The organism is Streptomyces cadmiisoli (assembly GCF_003261055.1).
Classification (GTDB): Bacteria; Actinomycetota; Actinomycetes; order Streptomycetales; family Streptomycetaceae; genus Streptomyces; species Streptomyces cadmiisoli.
Map to the genome: position 1 here is coordinate 5,727,543 of NZ_CP030073.1, position 22,167 is coordinate 5,749,709.

A 22,167-nucleotide genomic window follows, 5' to 3' on the forward strand; every position below is an offset into this window, starting at 1 on the left:
GCATGTGGTGACCTTGGACGTACGGCCTCAGCTGCTCGACGCACTTTCCGCGCTGCGCGACCGCGTTGCCGCCGCACGCTTTCCGCTGCCCCTCCCGGGGGCGCCACGAGCGCGCGCCAACCGCGACGAACTGCTCGCCCAGCTCGACGACTACTTGGTGCCCCGGCTGCGGGAACCCGAAGCGCCGTTGCTGGCCGTCGTGGGGGGCTCGACCGGGGCCGGCAAGTCGACGCTCGTCAATTCCCTGGTGGGCCGACGGGTCAGCGAGGCGGGCGTGCTGCGGCCGACGACACGGACCCCGGTGCTCGTGTGCCATCCGGAGGACCATCACTGGTTCAGCGGCATGCGGGTGCTCCCCGACCTCACGCGCGTGTGGGTGCCGGAACGGGCGGCGGAGGAGGACCTGCCGCTCCCGGAGGAGAACCCCGCACGCGCCCTGCGTGTGGAGACCGCCGAGAGCCTGTCTCCCGGCCTCGCCCTCCTCGACGCGCCCGACGTGGACTCGCTCGCCGCCGACAACCGCGCCCTCGCCGCCGAGCTGATCTGCGCGGCCGACATCTGGATCATGGTGACCACGGCCGCCCGGTACGCCGACGCCGTGCCCTGGCACCTGCTGCGCACCGCCAAGGAGTACGACGCCACCCTGGTGACCGTGCTCGACCGGGTGCCCCACCAGGTGGTCTCCGAGGTGTCCCGGCAGTACGGTGCCCTGCTCACCAAGGCCGGGCTCGGCGACGTACCGCGCTTCACCGTGCCCGAGCTGCCCGAGTCGGCGTGGGGCAGCGGCCTGTTGCCCGCCACCGCCGTGGCCGCGCTGCGCTCCTGGCTCGCGCATCAGGCCCAGGACCCGGGAGCCCGGCAGCAGGCCATGGCGCGTACGGCGCACGGCGTCCTCACCTCGCTGAAGACGCGGCTGCCCGAGCTGGCGGGCGCGGCGGCGGCCCAGTACGCGGCCGCCCTGCGTCTGACCTCCGCCGTCGAATCCGCGTACGACAGCGAGCACGCACGCGTACGGGGGCGGTTGCAGGCCGGTGCCGTGCTCGCCGGCGACGCGCTCAAGCGCTGGCGGGCCTTTCCGCTCGACTGCACCGCGGGCGAGCTCCTGGACGCCCTGGTGGAGAGCCTCGGCTCGCTGCTGCTGTGCGCCGTGACCGCCGCCGACGAGCGCGTCGACGAGGCCTGGCGGCGCGAGCCGGCGTCGGACGTCGCGGGGCTCCTGGACCGCGACGCCTCGCCGGCGAGCGCCGAACACCGGATCGGGATGGCCGTACGGCGGTGGCGACGCGAGGTGGAGGAGCACGCGGAGGACGAGGCGCGCTTCGTCGACCGCAGCGTCGCGCCCGACCCCGAGGTGATCGCCGCGCTGCTGGCCACCGTGCTGCTGGGCGGGCGCCGCGCCCGTTCCGCGGGGGAGCGGCTCGCCGAGCGGATGGGTGTCCACGCCGCGCAGCGGCTGCGTGAGCGGGGCGGACGGCTGCTCGGCGAGTACGCGGACCGGGTCATGCATGTCGAACGCGAACGCCGGCTCGCCCCGCTCGACGCCCTCGACGTCCAAGCCGAACCCCAGGCCGAACTCATCGCCGCGCTGTCCGTACTGCTGAGGGAGAGGTGACCGGTGACTGCCGTCACTGACCAGAACCACACGGAGCACGCCGATCCGGACCACCGGGAGGCCGCGCCCCGCGAGAGCAGGCGCGCGCTCGACCGTGCCCCGGTGGGGGGAAGCGCCGAAATCGGACCCCCCAAGCAGGAGGCCCCCCGGGAAAACGTCATCGAGGAGGTCGCTTTCGGAATGACCGAAGAGGGCGATTCCGTAATGAGTGTCTCCAAGGTGCACGCCGTCGAAAGCGGTGTTCACGGGGAGGGCGATTCCGGAAAGAACGAGAACGCGGTCGAGGCTTCCGAAAGGGGCCTCTCCGACGGCCTCTCCGGGGTGGGTGATTCCGCGGAGTACGTTCCCGAGGCGGACGCTCCCGGAAACGCCGTCCCGGAGGCGGAGGATTCCGCGGGGAGCGCCGTGCGGCGGGGCGCGTCCGCCCCTTCCGAAGGGCGTGCTTCCGAAGGGCGTGCTGCCGACGGGGACGCTCCCGCGGGGGGCGCCCCGCACCGGGACGCCTCCGAAGGCGGTGCCCCGGAGCGGGGCGCTTCGCAGCGGGGCGCTTCTGAAGGGCGCGCCTCGGAGCGGGGCGTACCCGAGAAGGGGCTTCCGACCGGCGAGGTCTCCGAAAAGGGTGCTGCGCGGGACGCTGCTTCCGCGAAGGGGTCCGGCGCGGAGCACGAACCCGGGACGCGCGCGGGGACCGGTTCCCGTGGCGGGGCGGACGCGGAGGACGGTTCCTCCGGGCAGAGCGGTCGCGGTTCCCGTGCGCGTACGGACGCCGAGTCCGCCGAGCGGCACTCCAGGTGGGCCGGGGGCAGGCCCGACGAGCCGGATCCGCGCGAGCGGGCCGCGACACGCGCCGACCAGGACCACACGCGCGTGCGGCCCGACGCCGTCCGTCGCGGGGCGGACGGCCGCGGCGACTCCCGCGCGCAGTCCGGGACCCGCGCGGACTCCCGTACCCAGCCGGGCGCCCGTACGGAACCCGACGACGCCTGGGACGACGGACTGATCGCACGGCGGGTGAACGAGACGACCGCCCCCGAGCAGCCTGCCGTCGTGGAGACCAGGCCGTCCGCCCCGCAGACCGTGCCCCCGCTCGCCTACGACGGCCCGCTCCGCTCCCGCCTCGACGCGCTGCGCGAACTGGTGGGCCTGTCCCGCGCCCGGCTCGACAACAAGACGCTCGCCGAGGCGGGCCGGGTCCTCGACGAGGCGGCGGCCCGGCGCAAGCTGTCCGGGCAGCACACCGTCGTCGCCGTCGCGGGCGCGACCGGCAGCGGCAAGTCGCAGCTGTTCAACGCGCTGGCGGGGGTGGCCATCTCGGAGACGGGGGTGCGCCGTCCGACGACCGCCGCGCCCATCGCGTGCAGCTGGAGCGACGGTGCCGCCGGCCTCATCGACCGGCTCGGCATCCCGGGGCGCCTGCGCCGCCGCCCGCTCCAGAGCCCCGAGGCGGAGGCGCAGTTGCGCGGGCTGGTCCTGGTCGACCTGCCCGACCTCGACTCGGCGGCCGTACAGCACCGTGAGCAGGCCGAGAAGGTCCTGGAACTGGTCGACGCGATCATCTGGGTACTGGATCCCGAGAAGTACGCCGACGCCGTCCTCCACGAGCGCTATCTGCGGCCCATGGCCGGGCACGCCGAGGTCATGTTCGTCGTCCTCAACCAGGTCGACCGGCTCCCCGGTGAGGCCGCCCACCAAGTGCTCGACGACCTCCGGCGGTTGCTGGACGAGGACGGCATCCCCCTCGGGGAGTACGGCGAACCGGGCGCGACCGTGCTCGCGCTGTCCGCGCTCACCGGCGACGGTGTCGGTGAACTGCGTGAGGCACTCGGCCAGTTCGTGACCGAGCGGGGCGCCGCGGCGCGCCGGATCTCGGCCGACCTCGACGCCGCCGCGGTACGCCTGTGGCCCGTGTACGCCACCACGCGGCGCGCCGGACTCAGCGAGCAGGCGCGGGACGAGTTCTCGGCGCGACTGGCCGACGCCGTGGGCGCCACCGCCGCCGGTGAGGCGGCCGAGCGGGCGTGGCTGCGCAGCGCCAACCGCGCGTGCGGGACGCCCTGGCTGCGGCTGTGGCGCTGGTTCCACGTCCGGCGCGAACCGCAGACCGGCCGGGTGCAGCTCCGCGCGCAACAGGCGGACGAGCAGGCCACCGCCCGGCAACGGGTCGAACAGGCGGTGCGCACGGTGGCCGACCGGGCGTCGACGGGTCTGCCGACGCCCTGGGCGCAGGCGGTGCGGGAGGCCGCGGTACGCGGTGCCCAGGGGTTGCCCGAGGCGCTGGACGAGCTGGCCGAGCGGACCGGGCTGCCGGCGGGACGGCCGCCGACACCGGGCTGGTGGCCGGTGGCGGTGCTGGCGCAGGCGTCCATGACGATCCTGCAAGTCGTCGGCGGGCTGTGGCTGGTGGGCCAGATCGTCGGGGTGATCCCGCCGAATCTGGGGGTGCCGGTGATGCTGATGGTGGCCGGGATCATCGGCGGCCCGATCGTCGAGTGGAGCTGCCGGATGGCCGCACGGGGCCCGGCCAGGAGGTACGGCCTGGACGCGGAACGCCGGCTGAGGGAGGCCGCGGCGGGCTGCGGCCGGGCCAGAGTCCTCGACCCGGTGGCCTCGGAACTCCTGCGGTACCGGGAAGTGCGGGAGCAGTACGGGAAGGTGACGGGGGCGGGGGTCGGGGTGCGCTGAGTGGTCGGGGCGGACGGCGGTTGCCGGGTCCGTCCCGGGAGGCGGACGGCCGGCGGTCGTCCGGCCGGGGCGAGCCGCGTGACGGTCGTCCCCCGGACGGGTGGCGGAGTTTTCCACAGGCTGGGGGCGGTCCACAGCGCTCTGCGGGCCCGGCTCGGCGGATGCAGTCTGGATTCGCGGCGATCGCGAGGAAGCGCTCGCCACGACCGCGGTGGCACGCACGGCAACGGCGGCCACCGCGTCGGACGCAGCCGTACGGGACGGGCCCGTCGGCGTGTCCGCCCGGCGCGCCCCGCCGGGCGGGGGAGGGGAGCAGGAGATGAACGAGACGATGGTCTGCGCGGTGGGCAACGTGGCGACCCAGCCCGTCTACCGGGAGCCGGCGTCGGGACCGTCCGCGCGGTTCCGGCTGGCGGTGACCTCCCGGTACTGGGACCGAGAGAAGAACGCCTGGGCGGACGGGCACACCAACTTCTTCACGGTCTGGGCCAATCGGCAGCTCGCTTCGAACGCGGCGGCGTCCCTGTCGGTGGGCGATCCCGTCGTCGTCCAGGGCCGCTTGAAGGTGCGGACGGACGTGCGGGAGGGACAGAGCCGGACCTCGGCGGACATCGACGCCGTGGCGATCGGCCACGATCTGGCGCGGGGTACCGCCGCGTTCCGGCGAGCCAATGCCAATGCCAATGCCGGCGAGGCGGAGGCGCCCGTGACACCGCCCCGGCCCGAACCCGCGTGGGAGACACCCGAGGCGGACACCGAGATCGCTGCGTCCCGGCCACGGCCGGAGCACGCGGCGGTGACATGACGTCACGGGGCCGGACGGCCGCCGTGCGGAGCCCGAAACGGTCGGGCGGAGCGCGCTGACACGGCTGTCCGGCGAACCGGCCCGACCGAACCGCGGCTTATCGGCGTTTAGGCCCCCGAAGGGTGACGGTGATCGGTCGACGGGCCCTGTTCGGGCCGGTCTCGGTGGTAACGATTACGAGTCGGATTGTCGGACCGGCGGGACGACCGGGAAAGGTGGTGCGCCCGTTTCCCTAGGATGCCGGACATGACTCTCGGGGCTTGAGATTCTGCTGGTGGGACCGTACCCCCCATGTCAACGGGTCCTGCTCGAAGGGGAATTCTGTGTTTTCTTCGTTCTCCGCACCGTCCGCGTGCGGGCGAGGGGCGGCCCGGCTCGCCGCCGTGACGCTGGTCTCGGGGCTGGCCGTCACGGCCGCGACGGTGATGGCCGTGCCCGCCGCGGCCGGGACCGGCACCGTGCAGTCCGGCGGTGGCGCGGCGGCCACGATCAGCGGCCTGAAGACCTACGGCGCGGCCGTCGTGCACGCCGACGAGGGCGACCTGGAGATCTCCGCGGGTCTCTTCGAGATGTCCGTCGAGGGCGGCGGCACCCTGCAGACGTACTGCGTCGACATCCACAACCCCACGCAGCGGGACGCGAAGTACCACGAGACGGCGTGGAGCGGCACCTCGCTCGGCGCCAACGACGACTCGGGCCGCATCCGCTGGATCCTCCAGCACTCCTACCCGCAGGTGAACGACCTCGCGGCGCTGGCACGCCAGGCGGGCATCCGCGGCGGTCTCAGCGAGCAGGACGCCGCGGCCGGCACCCAGGTCGCCATCTGGCGCTACTCGGACGGGGTGGACGTCGAAGCCGTCGACCCCGAGGCCGAGAAGCTCGCCGACCATCTGGAGCACAGCGCCCGCGGCGTGGCGGAGCCCGAGGCGTCGCTGACCCTCGACCCGCCCGTGCTCTCCGGCCGCCCCGGTGAGCGGCTCGGACCGGTCACGGTGCGCACCAACGCGGGCAGCGTCACGGTGGCCCCGCCGGCGGAGGCCGCGGCCGCCGGGGTGCGGATCGTCGACAAGGACGGCAAGGACGTCACCACCGCGAAGGACGGCAGCCGGCTGTTCATCGACGTGCCCGAGGACACCCCGGACGGTTCGGCCGAACTCACCGTGCAGGCGTCGACCACCGTGCCGGTGGGCCGCGCCTTCGCCTCCGAGACCAGGAGCCAGACCCAGATCCTGGCCGGCTCCAGCGAGTCCACGGTCTCGGCGGCGGTGAGCGCGTCATGGGCGGAGAAGGGCGCGATACCCGCCCTGTCCGCGCAGGAGAACTGCGCCGAGGGCGGCGTCGACATCACGGCGGTCAACCAGGGCGACGAGGACTTCGTGTTCGAGCTCATGGGCGCCGAGCACACCATCCGGGCCGGCGAGACCCGCACGGTGACCGTCCCGCTCCAGGAGGACCAGGCCTACGACTTCACGATCACCGGTCCCGGCGGCTACGAGAAGCGCTTCACCGGCGTCCTCGACTGCCACACCCAGGCCGGTGAGGCGGACGAGGCGGGCACCTCCACCCAGACCCTGAGCGAACCGAGCCCGGCCACCGCGGGCAGCACCACCGCCGACGCGAACCTCGCCGCGACGGGCGGCTCCGACGCCACCCCGCTGATCGCGGGAGCGGCCATCGGCCTGGTCGTACTCGGCGGCGCGGCGCTGATCGTGGTCCGCAGAAAGAAGCCGTGACAAGGGGGAATCCGTAGCCCCGGCGGCCGGCCCGGAACGGCACCGGCCGCAACCAGGGTGCGACGGCGGGCCTCACTCCGCAGGAGCCAGGAGCCAGGAGCCAGGAGCCCGGAGCCAGGAGCCAGGAGCCCGGAGCCCGGAGCCAGGAGCCCGGAGCCCGGGCCGAGCCCTCGGTCTCAGTCGAGGGCGGCCCATGGGCCGCTGGTCTCCTCCTTCGGGATCCACAGCTGCGGCTGACTCGCGCGGCAGTACTCCTCTGCCCGGTCGTCCCAGGGGAACCGCCCCTCCCTGTCCGGCCAGAACAACTGCATGATCGGAAACGACGGTGCCTGGTAGAAGTCGATCCCGGCACCGAAGAAGTCCCGGTACCAGCTCGTGTGAACCGGCCGCACGATCACCGGACAGCCGTTCAGGATGTCGTCCCGTACCTGATCGGCTTCCAGGGTGTGTCCATTGCGGATCTCTCGTCCTGCCACGTTCACGACGGTCGTCATCGTCTCGATCCGCAGACCGAAGACGCAGACCTCCGGGCTGCGCAGGGTGTGCCACATGCCGATCGAGTAGGCCCAGTCCGCCGGTGCCTCGCAGCCGGCACCGACGCCCATCACGTGCCAGCCGTGCTCGGACACGTTCGCGGCTGTGCGGCCGTCGCGTTCCTTCCAGGCGGGGCCGTCCGCGGGAGGCGAGCACAGGAGGCAGAAGCAGGGGGAGCGATCCATCCGAGGAGGTTACGACGCCCTCGATCATGGTCGGCGTGGGGCCGTCCCTGGGCGGTGCGAGGGTGGCCGCGGTCGGCCGACGGGTATCGACAGTGACAGTGAATCTCGGCTGCCCGAGCGTGAACCCCCAGGTCAGCGCACCGGGCGGGAACGCGTTTCCTCCCAGGGGTGGCGGTACGGCAAGATGGGGTGTATCTGCCCACTGCCAGATTTCAAGCTGCCGGACGGTTTCTCTTGGCTGAGTTCATTTACACCATGCGCAAGGCGCGCAAGGCGCACGGCGACAAGGTGATTCTCGACGACGTCACCCTGAACTTCCTTCCGGGTGCCAAGATCGGCGTCGTCGGTCCGAACGGTGCCGGTAAGTCGACCGTGCTGAAGATCATGGCCGGGCTGGAGCAGCCGTCCAACGGTGACGCCTTCATCTCTCCCGGCTACAGCGTCGGCATCCTCATGCAGGAGCCCACGCTCACCGACGAGAAGACGGTCCTGGAGAACGTCCAGGAGGGCGTCGCAGAGATCAAGGGCAAGCTCGACCGGTTCAACGAGATCGCCGAGCAGATGGCCACCGACTACTCGGACGCGCTGCTCGACGAGATGGGCAAGCTCCAGGAGGAGCTCGACCACGCCAACGCGTGGGACCTCGACGCCCAGCTCGAGCAGGCCATGGACGCGCTGGGCTGCCCGCCCGGCGACTGGCCCGTCACCAACCTCTCCGGTGGTGAGAAGCGCCGCGTCGCGCTCTGCAAGCTGCTGCTGGAGCAGCCCGACCTGCTGCTCCTCGACGAGCCCACCAACCACCTCGACGCCGAGTCGGTGAACTGGCTGGAGCAGCACCTGGCCAAGTACGAGGGCACCGTCGTGGCCATCACCCACGACCGGTACTTCCTGGACAACGTGGCCGAGTGGATCCTGGAGCTGGACCGCGGGCGCGCCTACCCCTACGAGGGCAACTACTCCACGTACCTGGAGACCAAGCAGACCCGTCTGAAGGTCGAGGGGCAGAAGGACGCCAAGCGCGCCAAGCGCCTCAAGGAGGAGCTGGAGTGGGTCCGCTCCAACGCCAAGGGGCGGCAGGCCAAGTCCAAGGCGCGTCTGGCCCGCTACGAGGAGATGGCCGCCGAGGCCGAGAAGATGCGGAAGCTGGACTTCGAGGAGATCCAGATCCCGCCGGGCCCGCGGCTCGGCAGCATCGTCGTCGAGGTCAACAACCTCAACAAGGCCTTCGGGGACAAGGTCCTCATCGACGACCTCAGCTTCACGCTGCCGCGTAACGGCATCGTCGGCGTCATCGGCCCCAACGGCGCCGGCAAGACCACGCTCTTCAAGATGATCCAGGGCCTGGAGACCCCCGACTCCGGCACGATCAAGGTCGGCGAGACCGTCAAGATCTCGTACGTCGACCAGAGCCGCGAGAACATCGACCCCAAGAAGACGCTGTGGGCCGTCGTCTCCGACGAGCTGGACTACATCAACGTCGGCCAGGTCGAGATGCCGTCGCGGGCCTACGTCTCCGCCTTCGGCTTCAAGGGCCCGGACCAGCAGAAGCCGGCCGGTGTGCTCTCCGGCGGTGAGCGCAACCGCCTCAACCTGGCGCTCACCCTCAAGCAGGGCGGCAACCTGCTGCTCCTCGACGAGCCGACCAACGACCTCGACGTCGAGACGCTGTCGTCGCTGGAGAACGCGCTGCTGGAGTTCCCGGGCTGCGCCGTGGTCGTCTCCCACGACCGGTGGTTCCTCGACCGCGTCGCCACGCACATCCTCGCCTACGAGGGCGAGTCCAAGTGGTTCTGGTTCGAGGGCAACTTCGAGTCGTACGAGAAGAACAAGATCGAGCGGCTGGGTCCGGACGCCGCCCGTCCGCACCGCGCCACCTACAAGAAGCTGACCCGGGGCTGATCTTGCGGCACATCTACCGCTGCCCGCTGCGCTGGGCGGACATGGACGCGTACGGCCACGTCAACAACGTGGTGTTCCTCCGCTACCTGGAGGAAGCCCGTATCGACTTCCTGTTCCGCCCGGACAAGGACTTCCAGCAGGGTTCCGTGGTGGCGCGCCATGAGATCGACTACAAGCGGCAGCTCGTCCACCGGCACGCGCCCGTGGACATCGAGCTGTGGGTCACGGAGGTCCGGGCGGCCTCCTTCACCCTCACCTACGAGGTCAAGGACGGCGAGCAGGTCTACGTCCGCGCCTCGACGGTGATCGTGCCGTTCGACTTCGAGGCGCAGCGCCCGCGCCGGATCACCGTGCAGGAACGGGAGTTCCTCCAGGAATACATGGACGACGTGGAAGAGGGGGAGGCCGTCGCCGCATGACGGTGCTCCACCTCGCCGACGAGGGGGAGGCGGCGGATCTCGCGGCCTTCCTCTCGCGGCTGCTCCACTACGACCGTGGGGCGGCGGTGCGCCTTCAGGCGGCCGGTACCGCACTGGCCGTCTTCGGGCGCCCGCCCTCCTTCGAGGTGCTGGCGATCCGGGCGGTACGGCTGGCGAAGCCGTTCGAGGACGGGCTGGACGTCACCCTGGACGTGACCGTGTCCGCCGGTGAGCTGCTGGAGTCCGTGGACGAGGCGGCGGCGACCGCCGCCGTGCCGGCCGCGGTGACCGGCCCGCCGTGGGCGGGCGTGATGCCGCCGCGCGGCGGCTGGCGGCCGGAGCCCGGCCTGCCGGGCGCGGACGCGCTGCGGGGGATGGTCACCGCCGCGGTGGCCGAATTCCGGTCCCGTACGGGGGAGTTGGCGCCCGAGGGGCGTACCCGGGCCGAACTCGACCGGATCGGGCGGGAGATATGGTCCCGCGAGGTCGGCGGGACGCGGCTGCCGGTGCGTGCGGTGCACGCGGCGCAGTCCCTGGGGTTCCTGCGGCCGTTCGTGCGTGCGGAGGATCTCGGACTGTTCTCGTCGGGTACGTGGCTGCGGCTGCGGACGCCCTACGGGTCGGTCGCGGTGCGGCGGGCGGGACTCCCGACGCTGGGCGTCAGCGTGCGCTGACCCATGACGCGGCGGTCACGCCGACGTTCTCACCGGGCTGCCGGGCTGCCGGGCTGCCGGGCTGCCGGGCTGCCGGGCTGCCGGGCTGCCGGGCTGCCGGGCTGCCGTCGCGCCGAAGCCCTCCCGACCTTCCCACCTTCCCACCCCTGGGTCCCGCTGCTCGCGACGACTCAGTCCCGCTGCTCGCTGTCGTCCGGCCATACGCCGATGTGGTCGGCCTCCAGTTCCAGGGCCACGCGGTCGTGCATGCCGAGGGCGCGGGTGTACTCGGCGGGGAGTTGCAGCCGGCCGGCCCGGTCGAGCATGGCGTACTCCCGGGCCACCACCGTCTCGTGGCCGGTCGCCGCGTCCCGTTGGCTGCGGCGCAGCACCTCGGTGGAGGTGCGGCCGTCGCGGATGGCGACGGTGCGGCGCACCTCGCCGGCCACCGCCTGGTCGTGGGTGACGATGACGATGGTGGTGCCCAGACGCTCGTTCGCCGTACGGAAGGCGGCGAAGACCTGTTCCGCGGTGTGGGAGTCGAGTTCGCCGGTGGGTTCGTCGGCGAGCAGGACCGCGGGCTTGTTGGCGAGCGCGACCGCGATGGCGACACGTTGCTGCTGCCCGCCGGACATCTGGTGCGGGCGCCGGTCGCGGCAGTCGGCGACCTCCAGCAACTCCAGGAGTTCCAGGGTGCGTTCCGACCGGTCGCGGCGGCGGATCCGGCGGCCGCCGGCGAGCTGCATGGGCAGGGCGACGTTCTGCGCGGCGCTCAGATGGGGCAGGAGGTTGCGCGAGGTCTGCTGCCAGACGAATCCGACCACTTCGCGGCGGTAGGCGAGCCGGTCCCCGGCGGTCATCGCAAGCAGGTCGCGGCCGGCCACCCGGGCGGCCCCGGCGGTGGGGGTGTCGAGGCCGGCGAGGATGTTCATCAGCGTCGACTTGCCGCTGCCCGAGGCCCCGACCAGGGCCATGAGCTCGCCCTCGCGGACGAGCAGGTCGAGGCCCTGGAGGGCCTGGACCTCCACGCCGTCGGTGCTGAAGACACGTACCAGGCGGTCGCAGCTGATCAGGGCGTCGTGGCCGTATGCGGGGCGTTCACGGCGGGCGTTCGCGCGGTCGGCCAGGTCGGCGAGGGTGGGGTTCGTCGTCATGAGGACTCCAGGACGTGTCCGTGCGGCTGCTCGGGTCTCATCGGCCGTCGCCCGCCCGCAGTTCGGTGACCGACCCCCGCCGTCCGGACCACCATGCCTGCGCCGCCGCGACCCCGACGGTCAGCAGCAGGACGGACACCGCCGGCACGGCCAGGGAGACGGGGTCCGTGCGCAGTTCGGCGGTGACGGGCCGGGACGCGGCGATGGCCGTGAGGTCGACGCCGGGGGAGAGCAGGCGGATGGTGGCCCAGGCGGTCAGGGTGCCGCCGGCGGCGGCCAGGGCGGACTGCGGGAGCGACTCCAGCACCAGGAGTCGGCGGCCCTGGGCGCGGGTCAGTCCCATGGTGCGCAGCCGGGCGAGCAGGGCGGTGCGTTCGGGTGCGGCACGCAGCAGGGACAGGAGCAGGGCCAGGACGGCGTAACCGGCACCGGCGGCCACCGCGGCGACGTAGAGGCGTTCGGCGCCGGTCTGCATCGGGGAGTCCACGAACCGGGCCCGTTCCTCCGCCCGGAGCCGCACGTCCGCCGCCTCGCCCGCCGCCCGGCGCAGCGCCTTGCCGTCCAGGTGCCCGCCGGTCACCAGCAGCGCGGACGGCCGGGCCGCCTCGGCGCTCAGTCCGGCGCGGTCCACGACCAGGAACTCGGTGCCGGACACGGCCGGGGTCAGGTCCCGGACCAGGGTGATGCGGACGGTGATCGTGCTGCTGTCCTCCAGACGCACCGGGAACGGCCGGGTGCCGTAGGTCTCGGCGACGGTGGGGGAGGCCAGCGCGGGCAGGGGGGACTTCGCGGTCCCGCGGCGGGTCAACTCGTCCGCGGTGAACGTGCCGAGGCCGGTCCACCGGGCGAGCGCCGCGTAGTCGCCGGGGTCGACGCCCACCAGCGGGACGGTCGGGGGCCCGTCGTGGGGTTTCGCCTGGTACGCGATGCTCGCCTCGGCGAGCGCGCTCACACCGGGTTCGCGGCGGATCCGCTCGGGCAGGGCGGACGGCAGCGGTCCCATGGTCTCCACGCGGGCGTCCGCACCGAGGGCGAGGAGCGCCGCGTGGTCGCGGGCCTCGCGCACTCCCGCCAGCACGGAACCGCCGAAGGCGGCCGTGGTGAGCGCGGTGGACAGGGCCAGCAGGGGCAGGACCGCGGAGACGGACGTCCGGGCGGCGCGGGCCAGCGACAGCGGGCCCACCGCGCCGCGCAGCCGGGCGGCCGGCCGGGCGAGCCCGCGCAGCGGGAGCGGGTAGAGCCGGATCAGCACCAGGGCCGCGATCACCGCCACCAGCACCGGTGCCGCCGACACCAGCTGATCACCGGTCGTGCCCCGTCTGCGCAGCGTCTCGACCGCGCCCGCCGCCAGTACCACCAGGGTGAGTTCCGCGACCGTGCGCCGCCGGGACGGACGGACCGAGGCGGCGTCCTCGCGGTCGCCGTGGACGCGGACCAGCCGGTGCCCTCCCGCGGCCCGCAGCGGGAGGGCCAGACAGGCGACGCCGGTCACCGCGAGGGCGGCGGCGAGCGCGGGGGCGAGGCGGCCCTCGGGGACGAGCAGCAGCGCGGCGGCGACGCCGGCGGCGGCCGCGGGCACGGACAGCACCGAGGTCTCGCCGAGCAGCCGGGCCACGAGTCCGGGTACGGAGGCGCCGCGGGCGCGCAGCAGGGCGAGTTCGCCGCGCCGGCGGTCGGCGGCCAGGCCGCCCGCCATCACCAGGACGACCACGGCGACCGTGCCGGTGCCGAACGCGGCCACCGCGACGAGCGGGCCGATGCCGGCGCGCTGCTCCTCGTAGGAGGTGAGCACGTCGTCGAGGTAGGTCGTCGCCTCGGTGCGCTGGTCGGTGAAGGTGCGTACGTCGCGCAGCCCCGGTCCCGTTTCCAGGGAGGCCACCGAGGACTTCAGCGCGGCCAGGTCGTGGCCGCGCAGGGTGTCGAGGGCGGGGGCCACCTGCCAGTAGGTCGCGGGGGCTCCGGTGGTGCCCAGCAGCGCGGGGGCCGCTTCGGGGGCGAGCAGCAGGGCGCCGAGCCAGTACCGGCTGCCGTCGGGGTCGCCCGGCACCCGGACCAGGGTGGGGGTGCGCAGCAGCGGCTCGGCCGACCAGTAGGCGCCCCCGGGTTCGCGGGGAGTGACGATGCCGGTGATCCGTACGGCGAGCGGGGGCCGTCCCACACCCGGCACGTGCACCACGGAATCGACCTTGATCCGCAGGTTTTTGGCCGTCTCCGCGGTGACGGCCGCCTCCACCTCGGCGGTGTTCGTGGTCACCGGCGGCGAGGACCCGCGCGGCAGGCGCCCGGCGCGCAGCCGGGAATGGTCGGCGATCCCGTGCTGGGCGACCAGCGCCACCCGCGCGGGCAGTCCGCTCGGCCGGGCCAGCCAGCGTTCGGGGACCTCCTGGTTGACGGTGGTGCGCACGCCGTACGACGACTGGTCGCGGTCGGCGACCAGGGGGGCGCGGACGGCGTCCAGGACGTGGGTGTACTGCTCGGCGAGGGTGTCGGGGCGCACGGTCCGCTCCCGCTGGCCCCGGGGCAGGCCGAGACCCGGCAGCGGGGTGTAGAGCTGGACGGTGGTGCGGTCGGGTCGGGCCCGTTCGACGGCCTCGCGCAGACCGGCGTCCGCGTACCGGTCGAGCGCGCGCGGGAACGCGGCGGCCAGGCAGGCGGTGGCCGCCACCAGCAGCGCCAGCGCCCAGGTGGCACCGGGCGCGGCACGCAGCCGGGTGCGGATCCAGGGCGCGGCGATGCGGCCGGGCGGTGCCGTGCGGGTCTGCCGCGGCATGTCTACTCTCCCCCTGTTTCGCGCAGCGCCCGCGCCGGGTCGGTGCGGCGCAGCGCGAGTGCCGCCGTGACCAGGAGCGGGACCAGGGCGACGGCCGTCAGCAGCACGGCCACCCGTGGCACCGGCAGCTCGACCAGCACCTCGGGCATCGGACGGGTGGCCTGCGAGGTCAGCACGATCAACGGGACCACCGCGCGGGTCAGTACGGCTCCCAGCGCGGCGCCCACCAGCAGCGCGAGCCCCACCAGGACGGCCAGTTCGGCGGCGACCGTGCGGGCGATCCGGCGGCGCGGGGCGCCCAGGGCGCGCAGCACGGCGAACTCGGCGTCCCGCGCCCGCAGCGACCCGGCCGCGCTCACCGCGAACCCGACCGCGGCCAGCGCCGCCGCCACCGCGGCCGCGGCGGTGAACGCGGCCTCCGGGCCGGCGCCGAACGGATCGTCGCGCAGTTCCCCGGCGATCTCGTCGCGCACCAGCACCTGCGCCGGATCCAGTTCGGGGCGGGCCCGCAGTGCGGCGGCCACCTCCGCGGCCCGGCCCGGTGCGGTGCCCAGCCACCACTCGGTGGGCGGGACGCCGGCGCCGTACCGGTCCTGCAACACCCGGTTCACGGACCGCAGATCGAGGAGGAGCGCGCCGCCGTCGCTGTCGTCGGGTGTGGTCGGCAGGGCGCGCACGGTACCGGTGATCCGCACCGGCAGGGTCCGGCCGTCGAACGGGACGTCCACGCGCTGCCCGGGGCGTGCGCCCGCCGATTCCAGGAAACGGTCGGTCGCCAGGGCCGTGATCTTCGCCGGTGCGGGCTGGACGACGTGCAACCGGTAGGTCACCGCGGAGGCGAACCAGGGCATGTCGCCCGGGACGTAGCCGGTGCGGTACGTGAAGGTGAGCGGCTCGGCGGAGGCCCGGACGGGGCGGCTGGGGAGGATGTCGTCGGCGGGCGACCCCGCGATGATGTCGCTCTCGGCCACGGCCCGCCAGGCCGTGGGCAGCGGCAGCCGGGTGACACCGGCGCCGGCGGCGGTGGCGGTCAGTGAGCGGAGGGTCAGCCGGTGGTCCTGGCCGCGGCCGGTCGGCTGAGTCAGATTCAGGTGCAGGCCGGTCAGGACGGTCGGGCCGAGCGGGGCGCCGAGGTCGGCGGTCAGGGTGTGCCGGCGGCCGTCGGCGGGGAGTTCACCGGCCGGGATCCGGTGGGACGTGCCGTAACGGTCCTCCAGGACGAGCGTCACGTCCGGTGTCGCACCGGGCGCGCCGGCGCGCAGCGTGGCGGTCAGGTGCAGCCGGGCGGTGCGCGCGGGCACCCGGGTGCCCGCCGTCGCCTCCTCGGGACCCAGGGCGGTCAGCAGCGGCCGCACCGGTTCGGCCGTCAGGTCCGGGCGCATCAGCACGGTGTCCGCCGCGCGCGCCGTGTCCAGCGCGAGGACGGTAGCCGTCCGGTCGCCGGACAGCGGCATGGCCGTACGGACGGCGGGTGCGGCCCGCTCGACGTCCGGGACGGCCGCGTACCGGTCGGTGAGGCCGAGGCCGTTCTCCCCGGCGGCGAGCACCCGCACGGGCGCCCCCGCGCGGAAGTCGGCCTGGTCGTCCTGCGAGCGGTTCCAGGAGGCGCCCTGACCGATCGTCAGCATGCCCAGCGCGACGGCCAGCACGAGCAGCAGCACCGGGCCCGCCCCGCGCATCGGGCGGCGGCTGAGCTGCCAGCCCGCGAGCGCGGCGGTCAGCCCGCGTCCGCCGGCCGCCCGGCGTTCGGCGAGCCGCGCCACCGGCGGCAGCAGTCGCAGCGTCAGCACCGTCCCGGCGAGCAGTGCGAGGGCGGGCGCCGCCACCAGCAGCGGGTCGATGCCGAGGGTGCCGGTGCGGTCGTCGCTGACGGCGCCCGAGGTGTGCCGGTCCAGCTGCCAGTACGCGACCGCCGCCACGACCAGCAGGCCCACGTCGGCGCCCGCGCGCAGCGGGGCGGGCACGGCGGCGCGCGGGCGGACGGCGCCGGCGCCCGAACCTGAGCCGGGCAGGAGGCGGAGGCGCTCGGCCGCGGACCGGGCGGCGGAGCGTGAGCTTCCGGCGGCGATCCGGGCCGCCGAGCGCGCGCCCTTGCCGCCGCCCCCGCCGCCGACCCGTGCGGCCCCGGACTCCGCCGCCGACAGCGCGGGCGCCGTCACCGCCAGCGCGCATCCCAGCGCCACGGCCACCGCCACCAGCCACACCTCGGGGCGGCCCCCGGCGGACACCTCCAGGCGCAGGCCGATCCGGGCCAGCGGCCCCTGCCCGGCCAGGAGCCGGGTCAGCGGCGCGGCCAGCAGCGGCGCACAGACCACGGCGGGCGCGGCGAGCAGCAGCGCCTCCAGGGCGGCGTGGCCGGCGATCCGCCCGCCGGAGGCGCCGCGCGCCCGCAGCAGACGGGTCTCGCCCGCGCGTTCCGCGCTCAGCAGGCGGGCCACCAGCAGCAGCGCGCAGCCCGCGAGCAGCACCAGTTGCAGGGTGATGATCAGCAGGGTGGAGCGGGAGACGAGCAGCGAGCGGTCGAGCCGGTCGAGGACGGCGGGCAACTGGGTGGTCGTGGCGGTCGAGCCGCTGAGCGCGGGCTGTGCGCGCAGGGCCGCGCTGCCGGCTGCGGCCGCCTCGCGCAGCGCGTCGGTCCGGTCGGTGGACATGGCGGAGAAGTCGGCCGAGGCGAGCCAGCCGGACTGGCCGGCGCTGACCTTCCCGCCGGTCAGGGTCTCGGGAGCGGCGAGCAGCGGACCGTAGGTGGTGAAGCCGCCCTCGGTGATGCCGCGGCCGTCGAGGTCGTCGAGCTGCCAGTACGGCGCGCCGGTGTCCGCGGGACGGTAGACGCCGGTGATCACGACGCGGGCGTCCGGGCCGCCGAGGCGGTCGACGAGGGTGAGGCGGTCCCCGGGGGCCAGGCCGAGACTCCGGGCGACGGTGGCGGGTACGGCCGCCTCCACGGTGCCGGCGGTGGCGCGCGGCGCCCGGCCCTCGGTGATCCGCACCTGGCCGCTCTCCAGCGCGGCGAGGTAGGTCAGGTCCGGGTCCGCGTCCGGCGCCGACCGCTCGTCCTCGGGCCGCAGCGCGCCCGGCAGGGCGTACGGCCCCGACCGCAGATAGGTCCGTACGGTCACCGGCAGCCCGTCGAAGACCTTCCGGGCCCCGTCCCGTACGACCGAGTCGGCCTTCGCGCGGCCGTCGGCGGGGACGTCGGCCTTGACGATCAGCGCGGTGTCGGCGGCGTTGCGGGTGTCCTGGAGGGAGTGGCGCAGCGCCGCGTCACCGATCGCGCCCGAGTACGCGGTGAGCGTGGTGAGGACGGCGGTGGTGAGCAGGACCGTCAGCAGGGCCGCCGTGAGGAGCAGGCGGTGTGCCCGCGCACGCAGTACGACGAATCCCGCGACCCCCGCCATCCGGCCCCCCGACCGTTGTCCAGACCTCTTGGCGATGTTGGCAGAGGCGACGCCCACGGGTAAGCGCTTGTGGATCGAGCTTGACCGGATTGTGACCGGAAATCGGTGTCAGGCGACCGGAATGTGAGACTCGGCGGTCGCCGCGGGTCAGCCCGCGGTGTTCACCATCGAGGCCGCCGCGTACGTCAGGTAGTTCCACAGCGTCCGGTCGTGCTCCTCGGACAGCTCCAGCTCGTCGACGGCCACCCGCATGTGCTTCAGCCACGCGTCGTGCGCGGCACGGTCCACCGCGAACGGGGCGTGCCGCATCCGCAGCCGCGGGTGGCCGCGGTTCTCGCCGTAGGTGGAGGGACCGCCCCAGTACTGGATCAGGAACAGCCGGAAGCGCTCCTCGGCGGGGCCCAGGTCCTCCTCGGGGTACATCTCCCGCAGCAGCGGGTCCTCCGCGACCCCCTGGTAGAAACGGTGGACCAGGCGGCGGAAGGTCTCCTCCCCGCCGACCTGCTCGTAGAAGGTCTGCTCCTGAAGCGTGCCGCGCCGAATCTCATTCACACCGTCCATGCTCTCAGACGGGGCGACCGAGGACTCGAGACTTAGGACCGCTCCGATCGGGCCACCGCCGCGCCGCGTCGCGGCCGGGGCGCTCGCCTCCCGCTGTGAAGCGCAGCACAGTGGACCCATGGGCGGGCACGCGCTGGGCAAGGACCTGGAAGCCGTCGCCGCCGAGGCACGGGCGGCGCTGGCGCGCGAGATCGACGCGAGCGGCGCCTGGGCCGAGGACCCGGTGTGGCGGGAGGCGTTCGAGACGGTGCCGCGCCATGTGTTCGTCCCCTACTACTACGTCGGGATCGTCGGCGGCCACGAACGCCTCTGGGGCGAGAGCGCCGACGCGGGCGCCCGCGAGCGCTGGCTGCGCGGCGCCTACGCCGACACCCCGCTGGCCACCCGGCTGCGCGACGGGGAACTGGTGTCCTCCAGCAGCCAGCCGTCGCTGATGGCGCTGATGCTGACCGAGCTGCGGGTGGCGGACGGGCACCGGGTCCTGGAGATCGGCACCGGCACCGGCTACAACGCGGCGCTGCTCGCCCACCGCCTCGGTGACGACTCCCTGGTCACCTCCGTCGACCTGGACCCCGAGATCACCGAGTCCGCCCGCCGGCATCTGTCCGCCGCCGGCCACCGCCCGGTCGTGGTCACCGGCGACGGCGCCCGCGGCGTACCCGCGCGGGCCCCCTTCGAGCGGATCATCGCCACCTGCGGTCTGCCGTCGATCCCGCCCGCCTGGCTGGTCCAGTGCCGACCCGAGGGCCGGATCCTGAGCCCGCTGGCGACCGGACTGGTCGTGCTGACGGTGCGCGACGCCACTCACGCCGAGGGGCGCTTCCTGCACACGCCGGCCTACTTCGTGCCGCTGCGCGGCGGTGCCCGGCACCGGCCCGAGCGGGCGTCCCTGGGCGCGGTGCCGCGCCGGGGCCGCGAGCACGAACTGTTCCGGTTCCTGCTCGCGCTGACCGGGGGCACCCTCGATCCGCTGGAGGCGTACGCGCTGTGGGAGGGCGAGGGGCGCCCGCAGCGCGAGCGGTACGGCGTCACCGTGGCCGACGGGCGCGGCTGGGCGTGGCTGGACGAGCCGGAGGGGCCGTACCTGTGGCCCCTCCCGTGATCCGCCGGTTCAGCCCCGGCGGATGGTGATCGTCGTCCAGGCGCCGACGTGCACCCGGTCGCCGTCCTGGAGCGGCACCGGCACGAACGGCTGGATCGGGTCCTCGGAGCCGTTGACCGTGGTGCCGTTGGTGGAGTTCTGGTCGACGACCGCCCAGCTGCCGTCCGGCTGCTGCACCAGCACCGCGTGCTGGTGCGAGACACCCGGGTCCTCCGGCGGCACCGCGAGATCGATGTCGGGGGTGTCACCGGTGGAGTGCCGGCGACGGCCGATCGTGATCTGGTTGCCGGAGAGCGTGCGCTGCTGCTCGGGGGAGTACGCGGGCAGGTTCAGGCCCGCGGCCTCGGGACCGGAGCGGTGCATCATCGCCATGAAGTAATCGCGGTCCGGGCCGATGGTCGCCGTCCAGGTCGAGGGACGCTGCGGCGCACCGGGACGGGGCGGCTGGGCGCCGCCGGGCTGCGGGTAGCCGTAACCACCACCGGGGCCACCCTGGCCGCCGGGGCCGGAGGTGGGCGGGGAGATCACCCAGTCGTCGTCACCGCCGCCGAAGGGACGGCCGCCGGGCTGCTGGCGGTTGGTCTCCTGCGGGAACCCGGGCGGTGCGGGCGGACCCGGCTGGAAAGCCTGCGGGGCACCGGGGTGCGTACCCGGGCCTCCCGGGGCGCCGGGACCGGGCGGCGGCGGAACCGGACGCGACGGGTCGCCGCCGTATCCGGGAGGGCCGGGCGGGCCCGGCCGCTCACCGCCGTACGGAGCGCCCGGATCGCCGCCGAACGGCGGGATCGGCTCGGCCGGCCGGTTCATCTGCGAGGGCCGTGAGCCCTGGTACTCGTACGGCTCGCCGCCGCCGTAGGACGGGCCCGGCGGACGCTGGAAGCGAGGGTCCCCGCCGCCGGCCGACGGGCGCGGGGCGGCCGGGGTGTACGACGTCGCGGTGTTCGTCAGGAAGTTCCACCGGCACTCCTCGCAGAACGGCGCACCGCCCTCACGGGGCGTACGGCACTGCGGGCAGAGCTCGGGGGCCGCATGCGGACGTCCGCCGGGCGGCCCGGCGTTCGGGCCGGGCGGAAAGCCGTATCCGCCGCCCGCCGGGGGCGGCGGCGGAGGGGGTGGTGGCACGGCTCCGGCCATGCGGTGACCGCAGACCTCGCACCAGTCGTCGGAACCCGACTGGTGTCCGTTCGGGCAGGTCGGCATGTCGGCGCTTCCCCCTCTCCTTCCCGGCCGGTCGGGCCGGATTTCTCCCACCCCGAGGGGCCGGGCTCGCTGCGTGGCGCGGTCTCCGGCGGAGACCCCGTGGATCACTTCTTCACACGAACAGTCTTTGTGGACCGGGTTTCGAGAGTCATCTCGTCGGCCTCCTCGACCTTCGCCTTCAGTCGCACAGTACCTGTCGCGGCGTCGACCACGTCCACCACCTTCGCAAGCAGTTTCGCAGTATCCGCGTTGCCCGAGGCACTGGCGAGCTGAACGGCACGGCCCAATTTGGCCGTTGCTCCATCCATGTCTCCCGATTTGCGCAGATCCAACCCTTGTTGAATGGCTTGCGCCAGTTCGGCCTGGCCGGTGTAGTGCGCGACCTGAGGGTTGATCGACGTCGACGCGGCCATGTCGTCGGTCCACACGGCGCGCACCAGACCCTGGGCGCCGAGGTTCTGCGCGGCCCCGGAACCGGCCTGCGGGATCACCAGGGAGACCCGGGCGGCCAGCATCTCCTGGCCGACGTTCGCGGGCGGGACCTCCACGCAGACGTGGTAATCACGGGACTCGTCCCCCCAGGAACCGGTGGGATAGTCGCCCGCGCGCGGCCCCGCCTCGGTGCGCCGGCCGGTCAGTTCCTCGACGGTGGGCGCCACTTGCTTGACGAACTTGATGGTGGTGCCGACCGGGGTCCACAGCCGCAGGGCGACGTCCGCGACCTCCTTGCCCATCGCCGTCTCCATCATCTGCGTGAAGTCGGCGGAGAGTCCGGCCGGGTCGGCGACGATGTCGGCGCTGCCGAGCAGCGCGGAGGCGATCGCTGTGACTTCTTTCACTTCCCAATCGGTGCCCACGCCGCGGGCGTCACAGGTGAAACGCCCCGCGCACGCGTCCAACGAGGCCTTGAGGTCCTCGGCCGACTCGTGCTCGTTGCGGCCGTCGGTGAGCAGGATGCCGTGCCGGATGGCGACGTCCGCCGACGACAGCAGCCGGTCGGCGAGCCGCAGCCAGGTCCCGATGGCCGTGCCGCCGCCGGCGCTGAGCTTGCGCAGGGCCTGCTTGGCCTGGTCCCGGGTGGCGGCGTCGGCGACGGCGAGGCGGTCGCCGCCCGGGTAGACCTGCTTGGCGAAGTGCGTGCCGCCGATCACCGCGAAGTGCACACCGTCGCGCAGGGTGTCGATGGCGGCGGCCGTCGCGTCCCGCGCGTTGCGCATCTTGGTGGGCGGGTAGTCCATCGAGCCCGAGCAGTCGACCATGATCGCGACGGCCGCGGACGGCCCCTGCCCCGGTGAGTAGAGGTGGGGCGCCGACACCGCGGTGCCGATCGTGCCGCCACCGGTCGCGGTCACCGTGACGATCGCGTTGACCTCCCGGCCCTCCTCCGGCAGGTACTCGTTCTGGTACACCTCCACCGAGAACTGCGGCACGTTCGACTTCGAGAAATTCGCCATGCCTTA

General features: G+C 74.0%; 15 protein-coding genes. 8 read left to right on the forward strand and 7 right to left on the reverse strand.

Translation table 11 applies throughout. The features are described 5' to 3' along the window. Positions 1-4 precede the first annotated feature (4 nt). The 4 genes from DN051_RS25035 (at position 5) to DN051_RS25050 (ending at position 6,832) form a co-directional block, all read left to right on the forward strand. Entirely contained in the window at positions 5-1,612 is a 1,608-nt protein-coding gene (locus DN051_RS25035) for a dynamin family protein (protein WP_053763115.1), read from the forward strand. Positions 1,613-2,479: 867 nt separating this feature from the next. Continuing rightward, entirely contained in the window at positions 2,480-4,294 is a 1,815-nt protein-coding gene (locus DN051_RS25040) for a YfjP family GTPase (RefSeq protein ID WP_107094121.1), read from the forward strand. 319 nt (positions 4,295-4,613) lie between these two features. Continuing rightward, positions 4,614-5,099 carry a single-stranded DNA-binding protein gene (locus DN051_RS25045; RefSeq protein ID WP_112442425.1) on the forward strand — a complete coding sequence of 162 codons (486 nt, stop codon included), beginning with the start codon at positions 4,614-4,616 and terminating at the stop codon, positions 5,097-5,099. A gap of 323 nt (positions 5,100-5,422) precedes the next feature. Then, positions 5,423-6,832 (forward strand): Cys-Gln thioester bond-forming surface protein, encoded by a 1,410-nt coding sequence (locus DN051_RS25050; protein WP_053763116.1) that lies wholly within the window; start codon positions 5,423-5,425, stop codon positions 6,830-6,832. A 176-nt stretch (positions 6,833-7,008) separates the two neighbouring features. Here the strand turns inward: DN051_RS25050 and DN051_RS25055 are convergent, their stop codons facing one another. Beyond that, a complete protein-coding gene (locus DN051_RS25055; RefSeq protein WP_112439550.1) occupies positions 7,009-7,551 on the reverse strand; it encodes a DUF4262 domain-containing protein in 543 nt (180 codons plus the stop codon). Between the two features lie 234 nt (positions 7,552-7,785). On the opposite strand from DN051_RS25055, the gene ettA reads away from it, so the two are divergent. Genes ettA through DN051_RS25070 form a run of 3 tightly spaced genes read left to right on the forward strand, consistent with a single transcriptional unit; the run spans position 7,786 to position 10,543 of the window. Continuing rightward, positions 7,786-9,450: an energy-dependent translational throttle protein EttA gene (gene ettA, locus DN051_RS25060; RefSeq protein ID WP_053763118.1), complete on the forward strand. Its 1,665-nt coding sequence runs from the start codon at positions 7,786-7,788 to the stop codon at positions 9,448-9,450. A gap of 2 nt (positions 9,451-9,452) precedes the next feature. Next, complete coding sequence (locus tag DN051_RS25065; RefSeq protein ID WP_112439551.1) at positions 9,453-9,869, forward strand: acyl-CoA thioesterase; 417 nt, start codon at positions 9,453-9,455, stop codon at positions 9,867-9,869. After that, complete coding sequence (locus DN051_RS25070; protein WP_053763120.1) at positions 9,866-10,543, forward strand: DUF8185 domain-containing protein; 678 nt, start codon at positions 9,866-9,868, stop codon at positions 10,541-10,543. Before DN051_RS25065 ends, DN051_RS25070 begins: the two co-directional genes overlap by 4 nt. A gap of 170 nt (positions 10,544-10,713) precedes the next feature. Here DN051_RS25070 and DN051_RS25075 read toward each other — a convergent pair whose 3' ends face one another. From DN051_RS25075 to DN051_RS25090, 4 genes are all read right to left on the reverse strand, one after another. Further along, the gene (locus DN051_RS25075; RefSeq protein WP_053763121.1) at positions 10,714-11,676 is read right to left on the reverse strand and encodes an ABC transporter ATP-binding protein; all 963 of its coding nucleotides are present in this window, start codon (positions 11,674-11,676) and stop codon (positions 10,714-10,716) included. Between the two features lie 37 nt (positions 11,677-11,713). Beyond that, a complete protein-coding gene (locus tag DN051_RS25080; RefSeq protein ID WP_112439552.1) occupies positions 11,714-14,446 on the reverse strand; it encodes an FtsX-like permease family protein in 2,733 nt (910 codons plus the stop codon). 2 nt (positions 14,447-14,448) lie between these two features. Then, positions 14,449-17,844 (reverse strand): FtsX-like permease family protein, encoded by a 3,396-nt coding sequence (locus DN051_RS25085; protein ID WP_112439553.1) that lies wholly within the window; start codon positions 17,842-17,844, stop codon positions 14,449-14,451. Positions 17,845-17,991: 147 nt separating this feature from the next. Beyond that, positions 17,992-18,405: a globin gene (locus tag DN051_RS25090; RefSeq protein ID WP_053763124.1), complete on the reverse strand. Its 414-nt coding sequence runs from the start codon at positions 18,403-18,405 to the stop codon at positions 17,992-17,994. Positions 18,406-18,523: 118 nt separating this feature from the next. On the opposite strand from DN051_RS25090, the gene DN051_RS25095 reads away from it, so the two are divergent. Then, on the forward strand, positions 18,524-19,507 hold the full coding sequence (locus tag DN051_RS25095) for a methyltransferase domain-containing protein (RefSeq protein WP_053763125.1): 984 nt from the start codon (positions 18,524-18,526) through the stop codon (positions 19,505-19,507). 9 nt (positions 19,508-19,516) lie between these two features. Here the strand turns inward: DN051_RS25095 and DN051_RS25100 are convergent, their stop codons facing one another. Together DN051_RS25100 and DN051_RS25105 are read right to left on the reverse strand one after the other, a co-directional pair. Then, on the reverse strand, positions 19,517-20,707 hold the full coding sequence (locus DN051_RS25100) for an FHA domain-containing protein (RefSeq protein WP_053763126.1): 1,191 nt from the start codon (positions 20,705-20,707) through the stop codon (positions 19,517-19,519). 104 nt (positions 20,708-20,811) lie between these two features. Next, positions 20,812-22,161 carry a vWA domain-containing protein gene (locus tag DN051_RS25105; protein ID WP_053763127.1) on the reverse strand — a complete coding sequence of 450 codons (1,350 nt, stop codon included), beginning with the start codon at positions 22,159-22,161 and terminating at the stop codon, positions 20,812-20,814. Between the last annotated feature and the right edge of the window lie 6 nt (positions 22,162-22,167).

Excerpts from the sequence above, each read along its gene's own strand:
- DN051_RS25070 (WP_053763120.1), top strand. The coding sequence starts at position 9,866 with ATGACGGTGCTCCACCTCGCCGACGAGGGGGAGGCGGCGGATCTCGCG.
- DN051_RS25055 (WP_112439550.1), bottom strand. The coding sequence starts at position 7,551 with ATGGATCGCTCCCCCTGCTTCTGCCTCCTGTGCTCGCCTCCCGCGGAC.
- DN051_RS25095 (WP_053763125.1), top strand. The coding sequence starts at position 18,524 with ATGGGCGGGCACGCGCTGGGCAAGGACCTGGAAGCCGTCGCCGCCGAG.
- DN051_RS25080 (WP_112439552.1), bottom strand. The coding sequence starts at position 14,446 with ATGCCGCGGCAGACCCGCACGGCACCGCCCGGCCGCATCGCCGCGCCC.
- DN051_RS25045 (WP_112442425.1), top strand. The coding sequence starts at position 4,614 with ATGAACGAGACGATGGTCTGCGCGGTGGGCAACGTGGCGACCCAGCCC.
- DN051_RS25105 (WP_053763127.1), bottom strand. The coding sequence starts at position 22,161 with ATGGCGAATTTCTCGAAGTCGAACGTGCCGCAGTTCTCGGTGGAGGTG.
- DN051_RS25075 (WP_053763121.1), bottom strand. The coding sequence starts at position 11,676 with ATGACGACGAACCCCACCCTCGCCGACCTGGCCGACCGCGCGAACGCC.
- DN051_RS25100 (WP_053763126.1), bottom strand. The coding sequence starts at position 20,707 with ATGCCGACCTGCCCGAACGGACACCAGTCGGGTTCCGACGACTGGTGC.
- DN051_RS25085 (WP_112439553.1), bottom strand. The coding sequence starts at position 17,844 with ATGGCGGGGGTCGCGGGATTCGTCGTACTGCGTGCGCGGGCACACCGC.
- DN051_RS25090 (WP_053763124.1), bottom strand. The coding sequence starts at position 18,405 with ATGGACGGTGTGAATGAGATTCGGCGCGGCACGCTTCAGGAGCAGACC.